The 21198-nt window shown below is 47.9% G+C and carries 8 protein-coding genes; 5 read left to right on the forward strand and 3 right to left on the reverse strand.

Annotated elements, in window-relative coordinates:
* Positions 1–66: 66 nt before the first annotated feature.
* From ACUUJN_RS11830 to ACUUJN_RS11840, 3 genes are all read left to right on the forward strand, one after another.
* Positions 67–11280 carry an amino acid adenylation domain-containing protein gene (locus tag ACUUJN_RS11830; protein WP_484669664.1) on the forward strand — a complete coding sequence of 3738 codons (11214 nt, stop codon included), beginning with the start codon at positions 67–69 and terminating at the stop codon, positions 11278–11280.
* A 265-nt stretch (positions 11281–11545) separates the two neighbouring features.
* Positions 11546–13447: a serine hydrolase domain-containing protein gene (locus tag ACUUJN_RS11835; RefSeq protein WP_484669665.1), complete on the forward strand. Its 1902-nt coding sequence runs from the start codon at positions 11546–11548 to the stop codon at positions 13445–13447.
* 99 nt (positions 13448–13546) lie between these two features.
* Complete coding sequence (locus ACUUJN_RS11840) at positions 13547–16582, forward strand: endonuclease (RefSeq protein WP_484669666.1); 3036 nt, start codon at positions 13547–13549, stop codon at positions 16580–16582.
* Between the two features lie 311 nt (positions 16583–16893).
* Here the strand turns inward: ACUUJN_RS11840 and ACUUJN_RS11845 are convergent, their stop codons facing one another.
* Positions 16894–17241, reverse strand: a complete 348-nt coding sequence (locus ACUUJN_RS11845) for a hypothetical protein (RefSeq protein ID WP_023988452.1) — start codon at positions 17239–17241, stop codon at positions 16894–16896.
* 365 nt (positions 17242–17606) lie between these two features.
* Between ACUUJN_RS11845 and greA the strand changes: the two genes are divergently transcribed.
* A complete protein-coding gene (gene greA / locus ACUUJN_RS11850; RefSeq protein WP_013310174.1) occupies positions 17607–18086 on the forward strand; it encodes a transcription elongation factor GreA in 480 nt (159 codons plus the stop codon).
* Positions 18087–18219: 133 nt separating this feature from the next.
* On the opposite strand, the gene ACUUJN_RS11855 is transcribed toward greA, so the two are convergent.
* The gene (locus tag ACUUJN_RS11855) at positions 18220–18759 is read right to left on the reverse strand and encodes a transcription repressor NadR (RefSeq protein ID WP_028541390.1); all 540 of its coding nucleotides are present in this window, start codon (positions 18757–18759) and stop codon (positions 18220–18222) included.
* Complete coding sequence (locus ACUUJN_RS11860) at positions 18756–19910, reverse strand: IscS subfamily cysteine desulfurase (RefSeq protein ID WP_028541389.1); 1155 nt, start codon at positions 19908–19910, stop codon at positions 18756–18758. The genes ACUUJN_RS11855 and ACUUJN_RS11860 overlap by 4 nt, the downstream gene beginning before the upstream one ends.
* 166 nt (positions 19911–20076) lie before the next feature.
* On the opposite strand from ACUUJN_RS11860, the gene nadA reads away from it, so the two are divergent.
* Positions 20077–21183 (forward strand): quinolinate synthase NadA, encoded by a 1107-nt coding sequence (nadA, locus tag ACUUJN_RS11865; RefSeq protein ID WP_028541388.1) that lies wholly within the window; start codon positions 20077–20079, stop codon positions 21181–21183.
* Positions 21184–21198 lie beyond the last annotated feature (15 nt).

The raw sequence follows: 21198 nt of genomic DNA on the forward strand, positions 1-21198 counted from the left end.
GCTCATGTACGTAACAACGCACCATCCAACCGGGGGAACAGGCCCCGAGAAGCAGGAGGGATGTCATTGAAAGCCTTATTTGAGAAGGAAAAAAATTACTGGAGTCATAAACTGGAATCTGAGGATCATATCATCCGCCTACCATACACCAACCATGTGTCCAGAAGTACAACTGTAACGAGTTTAAATTCCCATACGTACACACTCACATTTCCAACTGAAATTTCCCAAAGAATATCATCTATAACAGGTGGCGCTCCATGGGCCGTGTTTATGGTCCTGCTTGCTGGAGTAGAGAGCTTATTGCATAAATACACAGGTGAGGAACGTGTGCTGCTGGGCATCCCGGTAGCCAAGTCTGGCAACGGTGCTACAAAGCCGATCAACCATCTGCTTTTATTGAAAAATACGCTGGATTCCAGCACAACCTTCAAAGCTTTGCTGTCTCAAATCAAAACCTCTGTCGGCGAAGCTATTGAACATCAAAACATTCCTTTTTGGAACTATTCTGAATTACTTGACATTCAACGTAATGAGGATGAAAAGCCTCTTATTCACACCACAGTATCCTTGCAAAATATTCATATTTCTGATTTTTTAAATCACGTACAATCTGAACTGGATTTCCAGTTTCAATGGGAACATGAAGCGGTCTCCCTGAACGTAAAGTATAGTAGCGACCGTTATAGCGAGACGACGATTGAGCACTTTGTTGAGCAGCTTCTGCGGCTGTACACTATTGTTTTGCAGCAGCCAGAGTTGGCGATTTCCACAGCACAAGTACTGTCAGAGCAAGAAGTAGAGCAGCTGGTCCATACCTTCAACGATACAACTGTGGATTATCCACGTCATGCGTCTATTCATGAATTGTTTGTGAAACAGGCGAAGCAGGCACCACAGCAGGTGGCGGTAGTGTGTGGGCAAGATAGCCTAACCTATGCAGAATTGAATGAAAAGGCCAACCGACTGGCTCATTCTTTACGTAAGCAGGGAATCCGCACTGAGCAGACGGTCGGCATTGTAGCTGAACGCTCGATTGAGATGATTGTCGGTATGCTCGGAATTCTCAAAGCAGGTGGAGCGTATGTACCCATTGATTCTGATTACCCGGATGAGCGTATACGCTATTTGCTGCAGGATTCCGGTGCGGACATACTGCTCGTGCAGCGAATGGAACATCGGCCCACTGATTTTAAGGGAATGGTGCTTGACCTTAGCGATGCTGCAATTTATGGAACGGATGATGCTAATCGTTACGATCCAATTTTACCGAATGATCACGGGACGAATACTGATCCGGGATACGTGGACTGCCTAGATCCGTTCTACTCCATTTTCGCCAGTCCCGAACTTGCTTTTACGACAACCATACAACCAGAAACCATGCAACCAAAAGCTACGCAATCAGAACAAGCAGAACAAATACAGCAGGCTTATGCAGCTGGAGAACAACCGAAGGCGAGCGCAGCTGGTCGTTTGGCCTATATTATGTACACCTCAGGGACTACAGGCCAGCCCAAAGGGGTTATGGTGGAGCACCGTAATGTCGTGCGTTTGGTGACAAACACAAATTATGCACGCTTGAATGCCGACACGCGCATTTTGCAGACCGGGTCTGTTGTCTTTGACGCGTCCACCTTCGAAATTTGGGGTGCGTTATTGAACGGTGGACAGCTGGTGCTGGTGAGTCAGGATGTTATTTTGGACGCGCCCAAGCTCAAGGAAGTTGTTCGCAATCACGGCATTACCACGATGTGGCTGACCGCACCACTCTTTAATCAGCTATCCCAGCAGGACTTGGAACTATTTGAGGGGATACGGGAGCTATTGGTTGGTGGTGATGTGCTGTCCGTACCGCATATTAACCGGGTATTGGAGGCCCATCCGAATCTACATATCATTAACGGCTACGGTCCGACGGAAAATACGACCTTTTCCACCACACATGCCATTACCGGCGTTCAATCGGCATCTGTGCCCATTGGTAGCCCGATCCATAACTCGACAGCATATGTCGTGAACCGTTCGATGCAGCTCCAGCCTGTTGGAGCGTGGGGAGAACTGATCGTCGGCGGTGACGGGGTGGCTCGCGGATACCGCAACCGCCCAGAACTGACGACCGAAAAGTTCATTGACAGTCCGTTTCGTGGCGGCGAACGCTGCTATCGAACAGGGGACCTGGTGCGTTGGAATGCGGACGGGACGCTGGAATATAAGGGACGAATCGACGCGCAGGTGAAAATTCGAGGCTACCGGATTGAGCTGGGCGAGGTGGAAGCACAGCTGTTGAAGCTGGAGGCAGTCCGAGAAGCTGTTGTAATTGCACATGAAGATGAGCAAGGGCAAAAGCTGCTCTGCGCATATGTGGTCACCCATGCGGAAGTAGCAAAAAGTGAGCTGCGTAGTGCTTTGAGCCAGGAGCTACCGGGCTACATGGTACCGTCGTATTTTGTACAGCTGGAGCAATTGCCACTGACGCCCAACGGCAAGGTGGATCGCCGAGCGTTGCCACAGCCAGAGGGAGGTGTAAGCTCAGGCGCAGAATATGTACCTCCTCAAAATCAATTACAAGCACAATTGGCTAGCATCTGGAAAGATGTGCTGGAGCTTGAGCGCATTGGGATTAAGGATAACTTTTTTGAGGCAGGAGGACATTCCCTGCGGGCGACACATGTCATATCACTCATCTATAAGGAATTGCATAAAAATGTGCAGCTAAAGGATTTGTTCCAGCATCCGACAATTGAACAGCTGGCGCAGGTTATTGAAGCACTGGAGCAAACCACCTATGAAACCATCCCTGTTACGGAGAATAAGCCATTTTATGCGGTCTCTTCGGCTCAAAAACGGATGTATATCCTCAATCAGCTTGATGGAGCGGGAATTAGCTATAACATACCTGGTGCCCTGACTCTGACCGGTTCACTTGATCACAAGGCACTGGATAACGCGTTCCGTCAGCTTATTGAACGCCATGAAACATTGCGCACAAGTTTTGAGACCATGAACGGTGAACCTGTCCAGCGAGTACATGACGAGGTTCCTTTTCGCATGGAATTGACCTATGCTCACGGAGCTGCCTCAAAGGAAACGGATGAGCTGGTACATAACTTTGTTCAGCCGTTCGATCTGGGGCAAGCTCCGTTATTCCGAGTTGGTTTGATTGAAACAGACCCAGAGCATCATATTTTGCTCATAGATATGCATCATATCATTTCGGACGGTACCTCTATAAATGTACTGATTCAGGACTTCATTCATTTATATGCAGGCGACACGCTGCCATCGCTGCGCATTCAGTATAAAGACTACGCCGCTTGGCAACAGAAGCAGCAGCAAAGTGAACGCTACCGGGAACAGGAAAACTACTGGCTCAATACCTTCGCAGGAGAGCTACCTGTGCTTGATCTACCGACTGATTATTCACGCCCAGCGGTGAGAAGCTTTGAAGGAGATGTGCTGGAATTTACGCTTGACCAACGACAAAGTGAAGGCTTAAAAAGCATTGCGGTGCAGACGGAATCGACATTATATATGGTGCTGTTGGCTGCCTATTCGGCTTTGCTTAGCCACTATAGCGGGCAGGAAGATATTATTGTCGGTTCGCCAATTGCAGGGCGGCCCCATGCAGATCTTGGCAGTCTGATCGGGATGTTCGTGAATACACTGGCAATCCGTAATTATCCAGAAGGCGGGAAAACGTTCCGCGATTATGTGTTGGAGGTCAAGGAAAACGCGTTAAAGGCTTTTGAACATCAGGATTATCCGTTTGAAGAGCTGGTGGAGAAGCTGGGCGTGGATCGAGATTTAAGCCGTAATCCGTTATTTGATACCATGTTTGCACTACAAAACATAGAGCAAAAAGAGCAGCAGCTGGCGGGGCTGCAATTGGCATCTTATCCAAGTGAACAAACGGCGGCCAAATTTGATTTGAGTCTGTTCGCAGTGGAGGATGGAGAACAAATTTCCTGTGCTCTTCAATACGGAACTCGGCTGTACAAACGGGAAACCATCGAACGACTGACTGAACATTTGCAGCAGCTTATCAATGCGGTTATAAAACAGCCGGATATCGCTCTTTCGGCTATAGAAATGGTTTCGGCCCAAGAAAAAGAGCTGCTTGTGCAGAGATTCAATGATACGGTAGCAGACTATCCGTATCCACGAGATCAGGCACTGCATGTGCTGTTCGAGGAACAGGTAGCGCAATCACCAGATCGGCTGGCCATCACCTTTGCGGACATGCAGCTTACCTACCGCGAGCTGAATGAACGTGCCGACCGTCTGGCACGCGTACTCGCTTCCCATGGGATACGGCGCGGGTCCGAGCCAGAGACACAGCGAGTAGGGATTATGGCTGAACGCTCCATTGAAATGGTCGTCGGTATGCTGGCGATTTTGAAGGTCGGAGGGGCTTACGTTCCCATTGATCCTGATTATCCTGAAGAGCGTATCCGTTATTTACTGGAGGATTCCAGTGCTGGGCTGTTACTGTTACAGCGACGTGAGCAGATTCCTTTTGAACCCGGCATTCCGGTCATCGATTTGAGTGATGAACAGCGATGCAATAGCAAATCTGAATGTGACGCTCAGACGGATGGAACAATTGCGATTACAACAGGGGGATCTTCCTCCGATCTTGCGTACGTGATCTACACCTCTGGTACGACAGGCAAGCCGAAGGGCGTGATGATTGAGCACCGTAATGTCGTGCGCCTAGTGAAAAACAAAAGCTATGCCATGCTTGATGAAAATACACGTATGCTGCAATTGGGCGCAGTTGTGTTCGATGCCTCCACATTTGAAATCTGGGGAACGCTGCTGAACGGGGGACAACTGTATGTGGTAAGCCATGACACTATTCTGGATGCCTCCAAGCTCAAACAGGCAATTGACAAGTATCGTGTTAACACGATGTTCATGACCACGGCTTTATTCAATCAGTATTCGCAGCAAGAAATCGGAGTGTTTGCGTCCTTGAAGGAGTTGCTCGTGGGTGGTGATGTGTTGTCTGTACCACACGTCAATCGTGTGTTGAAGGAGTACCCGCAGCTTCGCCTGGCCAATATTTATGGGCCGACGGAGAACACCACCTTTTCCACCATCTATGACATTACAGAACCGCAAACCCAGGCTATTCCCATTGGACGTCCAATTGATCACTCGACCGCTTATGTGGTCAATCGTTCGTTGAAGCTGCAGCCTATCGGAGCCTGGGGAGAGCTGATCGTCGGTGGCGACGGTGTTGGGAGAGGATATCTGAATCGGCCCGAGCTTACGGCGGAAAAATTTATTGAAAGTCCATTCCGGTCTGGAGAATATTGCTATCGTACAGGTGACTTAGTGCGTTGGCGTGCTGATGGTGTACTGGAGTACAAGGGAAGAATGGATGAACAGGTCAAAATTCGCGGCTACCGCATTGAACTGGGTGAAATTGAAACCCGATTGTCCACGATTCCAGGTGTGAAGGAATCGGTTGTTACCGTGCGGCAGGATGATCACGGACAAAAACAGCTGTGTGCCTATTTTGCAACAGACAGTGAATTGAGCGCCAGCGACTTACGTAACATTTTGTCGCAGGATCTGCCTGGCTATATGGTGCCGTCTTACTTTGTGCAGCTCTCCAGACTGCCTTTGACGCTGAATGGCAAAGTAGACCGCAGGGCACTGCCCGCACCTGAGCACAATCTCGATACAGGTATGGATTATGTGGCACCCGAAACGGATGTCCAACAGGCACTGGCTACGGCTTGGGGAGCCATTCTTGGTATCCCGAAAGTCGGAATACAGGATAACTTTTTCCATTTGGGTGGTGACTCCATCAAGGCCATCCAAGTATCGTCCCGCTTGTTTCAGGCTGGATACAAGCTGGAAATGAAGGACTTGTTCAAATACCCGACAATTGCGGGACTAAGCACATATATTCAGCCTGTTAACCGAATAGCCGAGCAGGGCGAGGTTACAGGAAATGTAGTGCTTACACCGATTCAGCGCTGGTTTTTTGAACAGCCAACGGAAGAACCACACTATTTTAACCAATCTGTCATGCTCTATCGTCAGGAAGGTTATGACGAACAGGCACTACGGCGGGCGCTCCATCAGATTACTTCGCACCATGATGCATTGCGTATGGTTTTTAGTTTGTCGGAGAACGGATGTACAGCATGGAACCGCAGTGTAGAGGAAGGCGAACCGTACCATCTGGAGTGCTTTGACTATAATGACAGCGATGTAAACAAGCAAGATTTGGCGAAGATAATTGAAGCGAAATGCAATGAAATTCAATCTGGTATTTCCCTAAGCGAAGGTCCGCTGATGAGACTGGGGCTGTTCCGTTGCCCGGATGGAGATCATCTGCTGGTCGTGATTCATCATTTGGCGGTGGACGGGGTATCCTGGCGCATTTTATTCGAGGATTTGGCGACTGCCTATGATCAAGCCTCCAAGGGTGAACAGGTGATTCAGCTGCCTCATAAAACAGATTCGTTCCAAACGTGGGCCGAGCAGCTGCACGCTTATGCCAACAGTCCAGCTATGGAACGTGAGCGAGCGTATTGGGGGAAACTTGCACAAGCGGAACTGGCTCCTTTGCCGCAGGATTACGGGCATAACGAGCACGAAAAGCCATTGATTGGCGATAGTGAGTCGGTTACTGCTTTGTGGACACATGCTGAGACAGAGCAGCTGCTCAAGCAGGCCAATCGTGCCTACCGTACAGAAATTAATGACCTGTTGTTGACGGCGGTAGGAATGGCATTGCAAGCATGGAGCGGACATGAGCGTTTCCTGATTAATCTGGAGGGACATGGGCGTGAAGCCATTTTACCAGAGGTGGACATTACCCGAACGATAGGGTGGTTTACAAGCCAATATCCTGTTTTGCTCGAAATGCCGGAAGAACTGGCACTTTCGCAACGGATTAAGCGTGTGAAGGAAGGACTGCGCGGCATCCCGCAAAAAGGGATTGGCTACGGTGTACTGAAATATTTAGCCGACCGCCAGACACAGGCACCGGAGGCATCTCCAGCCATATTTACGACAGATCCCGAAATCAGCTTTAACTATTTGGGACAGTTCGATCAGGATATGAAAGGGAACGACTTGCAATCATCCTCATATGAGGGTGGGATGCCGCTGAGCCCGACCATGGCTCGAACGTATACGCTTGATTTTGGCGGCATCATTTCGGGAGGCCAACTGGGTCTGACGATTAGCTATAGCCGTACGAGCTATAGAGCGGAGACGATCGAGCGATTGGCGAAATTTCTAGAATCGAGCCTGCGTGAAATTTTGGCGCATTGCATCCATAAAGAACACCCGGAGCTTACCCCAAGTGATATTTCCTATAAAGGAATGAGTGTGGAGGGCTTGGACAGCCTCTTATCTGAAATGGGTGCTGCGGGTGAGATTGACAATGTATATGCACTGACCCCGATGCAGAAAGGGATGCTGTTTCACAGCCAGCTAGATAGTCAAGCAGCTGCGAATGACGCGTATTTTGAGCAGGTTTCTTATGATATGCGAGGTCAGATGGACATTCGGGCTTTTGCAGAAAGCCTGAATATTCTGGTTCGGCGACATGAGGCGCTGCGTACAAATTTTTATTTTGGCAGAAATACGGAACCGTTGCAGGTGGTGTATCGAAATCGGGATTGCGGCTTTCAATATGAAGATTTACACCATCTAGATGAGGATGAAATAGATTCCTGGGTGAAAAATTTCAAGCTACAAGATAAAGCACGGGGCTTTGATCTGCGTCGGGATGTCCTGCTGCGTGTAGCGATTTTACGTACCGGAGAAGACAGCTATCATTTTGTATGGAGCTTTCATCATATCGTCATGGACGGCTGGTGTCTGTCCCTTATAAACAAAGAAGTGTTTGAAAGCTATGCAGCACTTCAGGAGGGCAGAGTACCAGAACTGGCACCGGCAGTGCCGTACAGCCGCTTTATTGAATGGCTGGAAGCACAGGATCGCAAGGCGGCAACCGACTACTGGAGCAGCTATTTATCCGGATATGAGCAGCAAACAGCGTTACCAGCTGTAAAATCCGGTCGCAAGAGTGAAGGCAACACGGCTAGTGATTGGGTGACGGTTTTGGAACGTGAGTTGACCCTCCGGGTGGAGGAGACGGCTAAGCGATATCAAGTGACCATGAATACGTTATTACAAACCGCATGGGGGATTGTGCTGCAAAAATATAACAACCACAGTGATGTCGTATTTGGCAGTGTCGTCTCAGGCCGTCCATCAGATATTATCGGGGTAGAGGATATTATCGGCTTGTTCATTAATACCATTCCCGTTCGCATTCTTAGTGAGGCAGGGGAATCTTTTGCAGAAGTTATGAAGAAAACGCAGGAGCAGGCGCTGGCTTCTCATGCATATGATACGTATCCACTGTTTGAGATTCAGGCATTGACCGATCAGAAACAGGATTTAATTAACCATATTATGGTGTTTGAAAATTATCCAGTAGATGAGCAGGTCGAGGAACTGGGAAGTGACGGGCAGGATACATTCCCGATTTCCAATGTGGTGGCTGCAGAGCAGACTAACTATGATCTGAGCTTAGTCGTTATGCCGGGAGAATGCATCAAGATTCGTTTTATGTATAACGCGTTAAGTTATGATCAAACAGGCATTGAGCGTCTGCATGGACATTTTGTGAACCTGTTGGAGCAAGTTTTGCTTAACCCGAATGTTTGCGTAGAAGAGCTGGAACTGGTTACAGCGGCGGAAAAACAACAAATTACAGGAGAGTTTAATGACACTGCCTCTGCATATCCAAGCAATCACACGATCCAAAAACTGTTTGAGGAGCAGGCAGAGCGCACGCCGGATCATATTGCCGTAGCTTTGGGTCATCAATCATTGACCTATCGGGAACTCAATGAGACAGCCAACCGTTTAGCGCATACGCTGCGTGATGCAGGGGTGAAATCCGATGAACCTGTGGGCATTTTGACGGAGCGCTCACTGGATATGATTACGGGAACACTCGCTATTTTGAAGGCTGGTGGCGCGTATGTGCCGGTAGACCCTCAATATCCGGAGGACCGTATCCGTTATATGCTGGAGGACTCGGGAGCCAAGCTGCTGCTGGCTCAGCAGGATTTACTGGATCGTTGCTATTTTGAAGGACAGATTGTCAATCTGAATGAGGATACGTCCTACAGTGCAGATGCTTCCAATCTGGGTATAGATGGAGCGGGTAATCATGCTGCTTATGTCATTTATACCTCAGGTTCAACAGGTAAGCCTAAGGGTGTCGTTGTTGAGCATCAAAGTGTCGTGCGCCTTGTCCGCAATACGGATTATGTGCCATTTGATGAATCGACCCGAATGCTGCAGACTTGCGCGTTTGTATTTGATGTATCTACGTTTGAAATTTGGGGCGCGCTGCTGAACGGCGGTCAGCTTGTTCTTGTGCATAAGGATGATCTATTGGACGCGGCCAAGCTTAAAGAGACGATACGGGATCATCGCGTCACCATGATGTGGCTGACCACACCGTTATTTAATCAGCTTTCACAGCAGGATAGTAAACTTTTCGGCGATGTGAAGTATTTGCTCGTTGGTGGTGATGTTTTGTCTGCACCCCATATTAACCGGGTTCTGCGCGATAATCCGGACATCAACATCATTAACGGCTATGGGCCAACGGAAAATACAACCTTTTCGACGACGTATCACATTACGGAAGAACAGCTGGATTCTGTGCCGATCGGACGCCCCATCCGCAATTCGACGGCGTATGTTGTGGATTCGTCATTTAACCTGCAGCCGGTCGGAGCTTGGGGTGAACTGGTTGTCGGCGGAGACGGAGTTGCACGTGGTTATCTAAACCGTCCTGAGCTGACGGCTGAGAGATTTCTTGCTAACCCGTGGGTGGACGGAGATCGCCTGTACTGTACGGGAGACCTTGTTCGCTGGCGTGAAGACGGCATACTGGAATACGCTGGACGGATTGATCAACAGGTTAAAATTCGCGGTTACCGGATTGAGCTGGGCGAGGTGGAGGCGCGGCTGGCAAGTGTACCGTCCGTGCGGGATAGCGTTGTTATCGCTTTGCGGGATGGAGCAGGTCAGCAGCAATTATGTGCTTACTTCACTGCCGATGAACAGCTGACCATCCGTGAGATTCGAGCTGCGATGTCGGCCAGTCTGCCGAGCTATATGATTCCATCCGCATTTGTACAGCTGGATCGGTTTCCGCTGACGACAAACGGCAAAATCGACCGCAAAGCTTTACCTGTGCCGGACAAAGGGCTGCACACGGGTATAGAATATGTCGCACCGCGAACTGATGTGGAACAGTTGCTGGCAGCCATTTGGCAGGAAGTACTTGAAATTCCACAAGTGGGTATCCACGATGACTTTTTCACGTTAGGTGGACATTCCTTAAAAGTACTGGAGCTTATACGCAAAGTTCACCTTGCCACAGACATTGAGCTTCCCATCCGTAGTGTAATGGACTTCCCGACTATAGAAGAGCAGGCGCTCACATTATTGAAAGCCGATCTGGAATACAAGGCCGATAGTCCAATCATTCGGTTGAATGAACACGGTCCGATCTCCATCTTCTGCTTTCCTCCTATGCTTGGATACGGGCTGTCGTTCGCGGAGCTGGCGAAACAACTGGATCAGGACGCAGTCGTGTATGGATTGGAGTTCGTGGATGATGCTGCGGATGAGCAGGCCATGCTGGCACGTTACGTTGATTTGATCGTCAGCACGCAAGCGCAAGGTCCGTATGTACTGCTTGGTTATTCCATAGGTGGTAATCTGGCGCATAAGGTTGCTGACACACTGGAACGTCAAGGCCATGCTGTATCCGATATTTTTATGCTCGATTCGGTCAAAAGGGCGGAAGCCCTGCCCTTCACAGTTGAAGAAACAGAGCATGAAATTCATGACATGCTGGAACAAGTTCCCGACTCCTACCGTGAGCTGTTGAATGAAACGTACCAACGTAAAATGATCGCTTACGCGGTATATGGCAACCAGCTTGTGAATACAGAGAGCGTTCAGGCGAATATTCACGGCTTTGTCGCCGTTGGATCGGAAACGGTCAAGGGTACAGGAGATAATCGACTTTTATGGAAAGACGCTACACAAGGTAGCTATGAAGAGCATAGCTTGATTGGCAATCATTATGAACTGCTGGAACCCGGATTTATCGAGGAAAATGTAAAAAGTATCCGTGCCACAATACAAAAGATAACTCGGAACACGGACAAAGACATGACACAAGACTTGGCACATCATAAATCTTGAAAATCTACGGTTGATGATTTAACGAACTGAATCTCTAATTTTTAATCTGTAACACATGAATCCTGATCGACAGGTAAGAAGCCTTCTGCTTACGCGACTCGATCAGGATTCGCTTTATTATGTGCACTCCCGCGATGGGAAGTGCGATGATTCCATAGCGCCATGCTGATGGCTTCCATACGGAGTATAAATATCTGCTCGCTATGCAATCACCGCACGGTTCAAATCATTAAATCAACTTCATACGTAAGGATGGTACTTCAATATGAAGAATAAAGGCATTTGCTACCTATCCGCTTTTTTAGCAGCGTTGTTTCTCTCGAACCTGCTCATTGCTTCGGCATGGGCAACAGACAGCATAACACCTGATTCATTGGAAAAAACAGTGGACGATCTCATGAGTACAGAATTGGAAAAATTGCATATTCCGGGGGCTGCAGTCGTCGTGACCCAGGAAAACCAAATCCTTTTTAGTAAAGGCTATGGATATGCAGATCTTGAGCGGAAAGTGGCATTTGATCCAGCAAAGACCATTGTTCGTGTCGGCTCTCTAACCAAATCATTTAGTGCAAGTGCCACGATGCAGCTGGTTGAGCAAAACAAGCTTGATTTGAATGAAGACGTGAACAGCTATCTCCACAGCTATAAAGCTACACAATACCAAAATCAGCCTTTCAATTTGCATCAGCTTTTGACACATACCTCGGGATTGGATGAAGCGCTGTACAACATTAACAGCTCGACTCGGGCAGGCGTTTTGCCCACAGAGCAGTATCTCAGCACGTATTTTCAAAATCAGCCTCCCATCCGCAAACCTGGAATTCAGTATGATTACAGCAATGTCGCCTACGGTCTGATCGGTAATATCGTGGAGCAAGTAAGCGGTCAGGGACTGAATGATTACCTCCGTATACATCTGTTCCAGCCGATGAATATGCCCAGCGCGACACTGGAATTGCCGTTAAATCATCCTGCATTGGCCCAATCGTATCAGTGGAAGGATGGAGCGTATTTGAAACAGCCTTTGTCGTATATCAATCTGCCAGGAGCAGGAGCGTTGAACGTCACACCCAACGAGTTTTCCCATTATCTGATCACTCATTTAAACCAAGGCAAGTATGAGGGCAAAGTGGTGCTCCAGCCACATACGGTAAAAGTGATGCATGCGCAACAATTTGCAGTCGATGCACGCCTGGATGGCGTGGGCTACGGATTTTTTCGTGGTCATTTGGAGACGGGAGTACCTATGCTGTGGGCTACCGGGGAAATTGATGATTTTATTTCTGAGATGGTATTGATTCCGTCCCAAAAGATTGGTATTTTTGTGATCATTAATTCAGCTGACACGGACACCCTGCTTCATGGAAAAGTCATCAATGCGATAGCCCAAATGCTGCCCTCAGAGCCGCAGGCCGTTTCGCAGTCACTAGCTCGCTCTTCCACACAAGTGAAACTTTCGCCAGAGATCGAGGGCGTATATCAGGTGGATTCTAATCCTGTTCATGGTTGGGGAAAATGGATTCGGATACTGGGAAGCATTACATACACCGTGCGGATTCAAGATGATCATACGTTAATTGTTAAAGGAAAACACCCAAATGAGAATGAAGCAACAGACAAAGTGTTTCAAGCAGCAGGTGATGGATTGTTTGTGGAAAAGGGGGGCCAGCTTAAAATTTTGCTGTATCAGGAAAACGGTACTTGGATGATGGTTGCCCCAGACAGTAAGACCATGAAGCAGACGACACTTTGGCACCGTACCTGGACTCTGCTTGTCAGCTACGCTGCCGCCTCCTTATTTTTCATCACAACCTTGCTGATTTGGATCGTAAGATATGTGATCAGAGATATCCGTAAAACGAATAATCACATTTCGTCCAACCTTGCATTCATTGCGTCACTAAATTCGATTTTTCTCGGGGTGCAGGTCATCTATGGTAACAATCAGATAGTGTATGGCTATTCCGCCTGGTATATCTGGGGAATTTGCACGTTACCGCTCATTTCAGCTCTCATTGCCGTATGGGTATTGATCGTGAATGGCGCAAAGCTGATTACAGGGGAAAGGAGACCCCGGGCTGCTGGGAAAATCCTATTTGCGGTACTCACATTGCTGCATACGGTGTATCTCTTTTATTGGAATTTACTTCCTATTCATTATTCCTAAAGATTTACAAAACAATGCATATTCGAACATAAATGAATGCTAAAATTTGTATCTGATGCCCCCCAGAGGGGCTTTAAACCAACAAACAGGAGGAGAATAATGGGAATCTTTCGTCGCTTTACATCCCGTAGCTTCAAATACGCAACTGCTATGGTTTTCACTTTATCGTTGTACGCTGGTGTTGCGGGCAGCATACAACCGGTACGGGCAGAAGGTCCGGCGGACCCAGCCCCCTTCATTGCTGCGAAAGTGGTCAATGAGAACGCTGGTAAAAAAGTGCTGTTTGATAATACACATGGACAGACAGCTGGCGCAGCAGATTGGGTGATTGATGGTGGATTTTCAGACTTCGGCCAAGCCCTCGCGAGCAATGGCTATGATGTACACGAGCTTCGCCAATCTACGCCTATTACTTACAATGATCTAAAGAATTATGATGTATTTGTTACGGCAGAGCCAAATATTCCTTTTAAACAGAGCGAACAGGCTGCAATGGAGCAGTATGTAAAAGCAGGCAATAGTATTTTTTTCATTGGAGATCATTATAACGCGGACCGCAACAAGAATCGCTGGGACGGATCGGAGAGCATTAATGGCTACCGTCGTGGTGCATGGGAAGACCCTGCGAAGGGAATGAGTGCGGAAGAAAAAAGCTCGGCAGCTATGCAGGGCGTAGTCAGCTCAGATTGGCTGGGCAGCCAGTTTGGTGTGCGCTTTCGCTACAATGCATTAGGCGATATCACGGCCAATCAGATTGTCGAGCCAGCGCAGGCGTTCGGCATTACAGCTGGAGTGAGTAATGTGGCAATGCATGCAGGATCAACACTCGCAATTATCGACCCGGCGAAAGCCAAGGGAATCGTATATCTTCCTAAAACCAATCAGGCTTGGGGCAACGCGGTAGATCAGGGCGTTTATAACGGAGGCGGCATTCCAGAAGGACCTTATGCAGCTGTATCGAAAGTAGGACTAGGCAAAGCTGCTTTCATTGGGGACTCGTCTCCTGTTGAAGATGCAACGCCAAAATATTTGCGCGAAGAGACAGGAACCAAGAAGACAACGTATGACGGCTTTAAGGAGCAGGATGACGCTGTGTTACTGGTCAATATCGTAGACTGGTTGTCCAACAAGGAGGAGTATACCAGCCTGACGGAAGTGAAAAGCTTACAGCTGGACCAGCCGACGGCATTACTACCTTTTGAAGAGCCCCAGGCTTCCACGGAACCACAAGCCGAGCCTTGGTCCGCTCCCGCAGCCGGCTACAAATGGTGGGATCAGCGAACATTCAAAGCAGGGTCCTATGGCGGAACTACAGCCAGTGCGCAGCCTGTGTACAGCATCGTTCGTCAAGAGCAGCTGCCCAATGCAGAGCCTTTTCAAATTCGGGTTACTGCCGACCAACTGGCTCCTAACAGCACGATTAGCGGATTCAGCACAGGTATTTATGTAGCGGGCGGCAATCAAGTAGCCCAAATTCAAAATCCGGATGGAAGCTGGCCAACCTCTTACGGCTATAGCGGAACATTTAGCCTGGAGTCCAACGGCAAAGGTCATGCCTATAAGGACTTGACGGTGCGGATCAAGCCGGGAACCAGTGGTTCAGCTAATCTTAGACTGAGGCAAAACGGCAGCAATCTGCTGACCCAATCCGTCGTGCTGGCTGATGTCCCGGCCCAGCCGTTGCCTGAGGAAGGCAATACGGTTCCAGCTCGTATCAGTGTCGCAGAAGCACGGAGTCTCCCGGCTGGCAAAGTCGTGACCTTAGAGGGTATTGTGACGACAGAACCAGGTGCATTCGGCGGTCAAGCCTTTTACATGCAGGATGAAAGTGGTGGGATTTATGTATATCAGAACCAAAGCGGCTTTCACCAAGGTGATCGAGTAAAGCTTACAGCAAGCTTGGCACTGTATAATAGTGAGCTAGAGTTAACCGATCCAGTGGCAATTGAAAAAACGGGAGAAGGACAAACGCCGGAAGCTGTACAAGTCACCGAACTCAGTGATGCGAACCAAGGACAGTTAGTTGAGCTTCCTACGGCAATGATTCGTAATGTGATAGACGCGACTCCCGTAGGTTCGTTTGAATTTGATGCAGTATCTGGTGAAGGAAGTCACCATGTGCGCGTCGATGCACGTACAGGCTTAACACGGACATCTTTTCCATATCAAGAAGGACAGCAAGTGAAGCTGAAGGGAATTTCGGCGATTTTCAAAGGGAATTATCAGTTGAAACCGCGTGGACTGGATGATTTTTCAGCTCAGGCAGGCGCAGCTTTGCAGGAAGTAGAGCTTTCAATGGATCAAACGACCCTCAACATTGGGGATACGGCAGCGACACATCTCAAGGGTACGCTGACAGATGGCAGCGAAGCTGATTTAAGCCGCGCTTCTGTTCAGTATATCAGCAGTCATGAATCCGTTTCGCTGGATACGTATGGAGAACTTAAGGCCCTAAAAGAGGGAAGCGCGGAGATTACAGCCAGCGTCACCTTGGACGGTCAAACAGTGGTATCCAATCCTGTAACCGTTAGAGTCGAAAAGACTGCTGTAGGTGAAGTGCCGGGAAAACCTGAGCTGTCGCATGATAACGGGCAGGACACTGGACTGAAGGATGGCAACTACAACATCACCATGAATCTGTGGTGGGGTACGAATGGTGATGAACTCAAGTTGTATGAAAACGACAAGCTGATTGGCACCGAATCATTGCAAACTGCTTCCCCTGGAGCACAGCATGCAGTCATTCCTGTTACAGGCAAGACCAATGGTACCTACACGTATACTGCAGAACTGATCAACGCTTCTGGTAAAACGACCAGCGACCCATTAACTGTAGAAGTGACCGATGCTTCCCCTGGCATTCCAGTGCTGTCTCATGACAATTGGGACGGTGACGGCACCTACACCCTTACAATGAACATGTGGTGGGGCACGAATGCGACAAAATACAACTTATATGAAAATGGAGAACTGATCGACGCCCAGGATCTTCCAAGCCAAAGCCCGCAGGCCCAAAGTGCAGTCACCAACATCCAAAATCAAAAGCCGGGTACATACGAGTATCGGGCCGAGTTAGTCAATGCTTCAGGAGAAGTTTCTAGTCAAACGATAAGTGTAGAAGTAAAGGGCCATTAAGTAGAAAGGATGGTCCGTTAAAAAGTAAGAGCATCTATTGACCTCGTGAGAGTCTATAGATGCTCTATTTTATTTTTACGATATGTCTGCCACTATGGTGTTCTGTCGAGCTGTATTTATATAAGAGAGAAGCATGAAAAAAGTACCCGCAGCGGGTACTATCATTTTAGGATTGTGTTGGTTGAGCAGACAGTCCCTCTATATCTGAGGAGCCATAGAAGAACAAGGCAACTAGTATCACAATAATGACAACCTCTGCAAAATATTCTCCATCAAACTCACTCACCACAAATATCTCCTTTCGCCACTTGTTAATTGTTTACTTTCTGTGAAAAGGCCTGTATTACTTGATCAAGTGTCATATTTCCATTATCATTTAAGAATTTTACCATATTATCGACATTGGAAGGAGTAGATGCTAATGTTTTGTATTTTCCAGTGAGGCCTAAAAATAATGTTGCTTGTCTGTATAAAGTCACGGAATCGACGTTTAGTTTTCCCGTTAGTAGGAGGGCTGCCACTAAGACCTCCACATTTTTCCCTTGAAGAGCAGAAAAGATAGCCGAATTACTGTTTAATCCATTTTTCTTTTGACCGTTGGGGGGGGATTTGGATTTACGATTCCCATTCCCATTACCATTCTTTCCTAAGGAAGCCATTGAATCTTCCTCCCGCCATATACTGCTCCTGCCTGGTTTTCACAAAATTCGGGACAAGGACAGCGGCACTGCATGTGCTCATCAATATACGTTATGATCATACGATATGCGAATAAGAGAGCATTGGTTACTATAAGAATCACCCTGGCTGAAGGTAGTTGGCTACTATTATCAGTAATTTATTTCGCATGTTGGTCCGATTTAGAGTAAACTACAATAAAGCAAGCCAAATGAGCAATTTGCATACATCCCAAGAGCGTTTCCAATCAGCAATGTTTAGACCGAAACGGTTTAGTTCGTTTATTGTATTTTTGAGCGTTGAATTGGAATTAAGCAAATGCTGAAATAGGAGTTGTAGATAAAATATGTCGAATGAAGAAGTATTGTTAACTAAAGAGGGATTGGCCAAGCTAGAGGATGAGCTTAAGGAACTGAAGACCGTAAAACGTAAGGAGCTAGCCGAACGGCTTAAGTTGGCTATCAGCTACGGTGATTTGAAGGAAAATAGTGAGTATCACTCAGCCAAGGACGACCAAGCATTTATGGAAACCCGCATTCTCATATTGGAGAAGATGCTGACCAAAGCCCGGGTCGTGGACGAGAGTAATTTAGACCTTAGAACCGTTAGTATCGGATCGACTGTCATTCTGAATGACATCGAATTTTCGGAGAAGATGGAATACAAAATTGTAAGTCCTGCTGAGGCGGATGTTCTGGATAACAAAATTTCCTATGAGAGTCCTTTAGGCAAGGCACTTTTGGGGAAAGAAGTGGGCAGTATCATTCATGTGGATGCACCCATGGCTGTAATCAAATATGAGTTGCTTGAAATTAAGCTCACATAGTTCATTCCCGATTCCCTTATATGAGGGGGCCGGGATTTTTTTATTTCTCGCTACTTACATACCGTCCATGTGGAGCACAGTTGCACTCCACATACTGGACAGGATTTTCTTTACTCCGCTATAGCGCACTAAGTTAGTCCGTCATCAGGAAGCCTGCTTGCTCCAGTGCAGCGCAGGCATCGTTAATTTTATCTTCATCCGAGGCATTCAAGGTATGCAGGTGGATGCCTCCCGTCAGCTGGGACAAATAAGTGGCCTGGGTGGAACTGATTTTACGGATAAAATCGTCCACTTCCTTGCGAGTTCCAACCCGTATCGGAGCAGTTAGATCCCCGTATACCGGATGCTCAACAATAACATCCTGCACACTTACACCGTAGTCCACAATCAGCTTTAGTTCCTCTTCTGTCTGTTCAGGTCGATGTTTACACACAATAATACGTGAGGCTAAGGGGGCTGTCTGACCCGCAGGCTCCATATAAATGTATCCTTGACTCGTTGCAAGGATAGGCTCTTGGCTTGCTTTTAACAGGGAAATATCCTGTACAATTACTTGTCTGGAAACGGAGGATCTGCGTGCCAGTTCGCTCCCGGTCAGCGGTGATTCGCTCTTCAGCCACAACAGCAGCTGCTCGCGGCGATCCGTACCTGACCGCTTTAAAGATTCAGTCAACGGGATAAGCTCCTTTCTTGTCGATGCGTCAGGTCTGTCAAAATATCTACCAGTACATTCAATTCCTCGATGGTGGTTGCCCTTCCGAAAGAAATACGGATAAATTGTAATGCTTCACGGTCGGATGCTCCAAGCGCTTGTAAGGCAGGCGAAGGATCGTGGTGTCCGGCGGCACATGCGCTTCCGGTTGATATACAGACACCTCTGCGATTACATTCCAGCATAACATATTGTCCCTCGTAACCGTGAAAAAAACATCCAACTATATGATGAAGCACTGCTTTATTCTCGCTTTCCTGTACGACCCAACGTAACGGAATGGATCTTTCCTGAATTTTCCTAATAAAGTGTCTTCTCAGGGTAGCATATCGCTCCTGATGCGACTCCATCTGTTCGGTCATCATTTCTGCCGCCGCGACAAAGGCTGCAATCCCGGGAACATTAACCGTTCCAGGACGAAATCCGTTTTCATGTAGCGTATCAGGGTACACGGGACGCCACGGGGTTCCGGGTTTGAGATATGCAGCACCGACACCTTTGGGGCCATACACTTTATGGCTCGATACAGAGAGTGCATCTACTCCCATGGCTTCTACATCTAAGAGAATATTCCCAAATGTCTGTACCGCATCACTGTGCAGCAAAATACCCCGTTCGTGTAGCAGGGGAGATATGGCAGCAAGGTCCTGAACCAGTCCCGTTTCCGAATTGGCGTGTTGTACAGATACAAGTCCGGTGTTTTCTCTCAGGTGAGGTAAAAGAGCTTCGCGAGTCATTCGTCCTTCCCGATCCGGTTGCACAATGGTCAGTTCATAGCCCTGACGTTCCAGCAAAGTAGCAAGGTTGTACATCGAGTGATGTTCCAAAGCGCTCATGATCCAATGCTTTTTATGCGGCGGCAACCCGTTCAGGATTGATTGCACAATCAACATATTGGATTCTGTTCCCCCGGTTGTAAAATAGATGCCTTCCTTTTGCCCGCCAATCATATTTGCTATTCGTTGCCTGCTGTAATCCAGCGTGTAGGCTGCTTGACCGCCCGCATCATGGAGGCTGCTGGCATTTCCGAACATTTCCTTATTTAATACGTTATACATATTTAAAGCTTCGTCACACATAGGTGTGGAAGCGGCATAGTCCAGATAAATCACAGTAATTCCTCCCTGCTTAAAAATAATTCCATTCAAAAACTCTTGAGATTATTGTAGTCATGTGTAAATATAAGTGTCAAGACACTTGTAAACAGTTATGTACACAAAGCGGTTATCTGTTCGTGAGAGCGGAAACGATCAGCCGCATCGATATGGAGGGATTCTAATGTCTATGCTTGACATTTTACAAGGAAATAGAGGGCTTATACCAGAGCATTATAAGACACTGACGGTTGCTGACATGGAGCAGCGAGTGGCCGAGTTGAAACAAAAATGGGGACCCAAGCTGCTTATACCGGGCCATCACTATCAGAAGGACGAGGTTATTCAGTTTGCTGATATAACAGGAGATTCTCTACAGCTTGCTCAAATGGCTGCACAAAATCAGGAAGCGGAGTTTATTGTATTTTGTGGGGTACATTTTATGGCCGAGACAGCGGATATGCTGACTACTGATCGACAGACTGTTGTCCTGCCGGATATGCGTGCAGGCTGCTCGATGGCAGATATGGCGAATGTGGAGCAGACAGAACGAGCATGGAAGCATTTACAGGAATGGGTAGGAGATACGATCATACCGTTAACGTATGTAAATTCCACAGCAGAGATCAAAGCCTTTGTAGGGCGACATGGCGGGGCTACCGTGACCTCTTCGAATGCCAAACAAGTGCTGGAATGGGCGCTGAAGCAAAAGGAACGTATTTTGTTTTTGCCGGATCAGCATTTGGGCCGCAATACAGCTTACGATCTTGGAATTCCGCTAAATGAAATGGCCGTGTGGAATCCCATGACCGATCAGCTGGAGACTGAACAGGACCCGGCAACCGTAAAAATTATTTTATGGAAAGGACATTGCTCTGTTCATGAAAAATTCACGGTAGATCACATTCGCAATGTCCGCGAGCGTGATAAGAACATCCGGGTCATCGTGCACCCCGAATGCTCTTATGAGGTCGTACAGCTCGCAGATTGCGCGGGCTCCACAAAATTCATCATCGATACCATTCGCGCGGCAGAGCCGGGAACCCAATGGGCTGTTGGCACAGAAATGAATCTCGTGCAACGAATCAAACAGCAGTACCCTGAACAGCAGATTGAATCGCTCAATCCCGATATGTGTCCCTGTCTGACCATGAACCGGATCGATCTTCCCCATTTGCTGTGGGCAATGGAGCAGTTTGATCGGGGTGAGCCTGTGGGTGTGATTCGTGTGGATGCTCAGATCAGACAGGATGCTGTACTAGCATTGAATCGTATGCTTGCTATCCGTTAACCTTTTGCTGTTCCA

The sequence above is a fragment of the Paenibacillus sp. LRG-1 genome, assembly GCF_057220305.1.

Bases quoted from the DNA above. Each gene is read 5' to 3' on its own strand.
- ACUUJN_RS11835 (WP_484669665.1), top strand. From the start codon at position 11,546: ATGAAGAATAAAGGCATTTGCTACCTATCCGCTTTTTTAGCAGCGTTG.
- nadA (WP_028541388.1), top strand. From the start codon at position 20,077: ATGTCTATGCTTGACATTTTACAAGGAAATAGAGGGCTTATACCAGAG.
- greA (WP_013310174.1), top strand. From the start codon at position 17,607: ATGTCGAATGAAGAAGTATTGTTAACTAAAGAGGGATTGGCCAAGCTA.
- ACUUJN_RS11845 (WP_023988452.1), bottom strand. From the start codon at position 17,241: ATGGCTTCCTTAGGAAAGAATGGTAATGGGAATGGGAATCGTAAATCC.
- ACUUJN_RS11840 (WP_484669666.1), top strand. From the start codon at position 13,547: ATGGGAATCTTTCGTCGCTTTACATCCCGTAGCTTCAAATACGCAACT.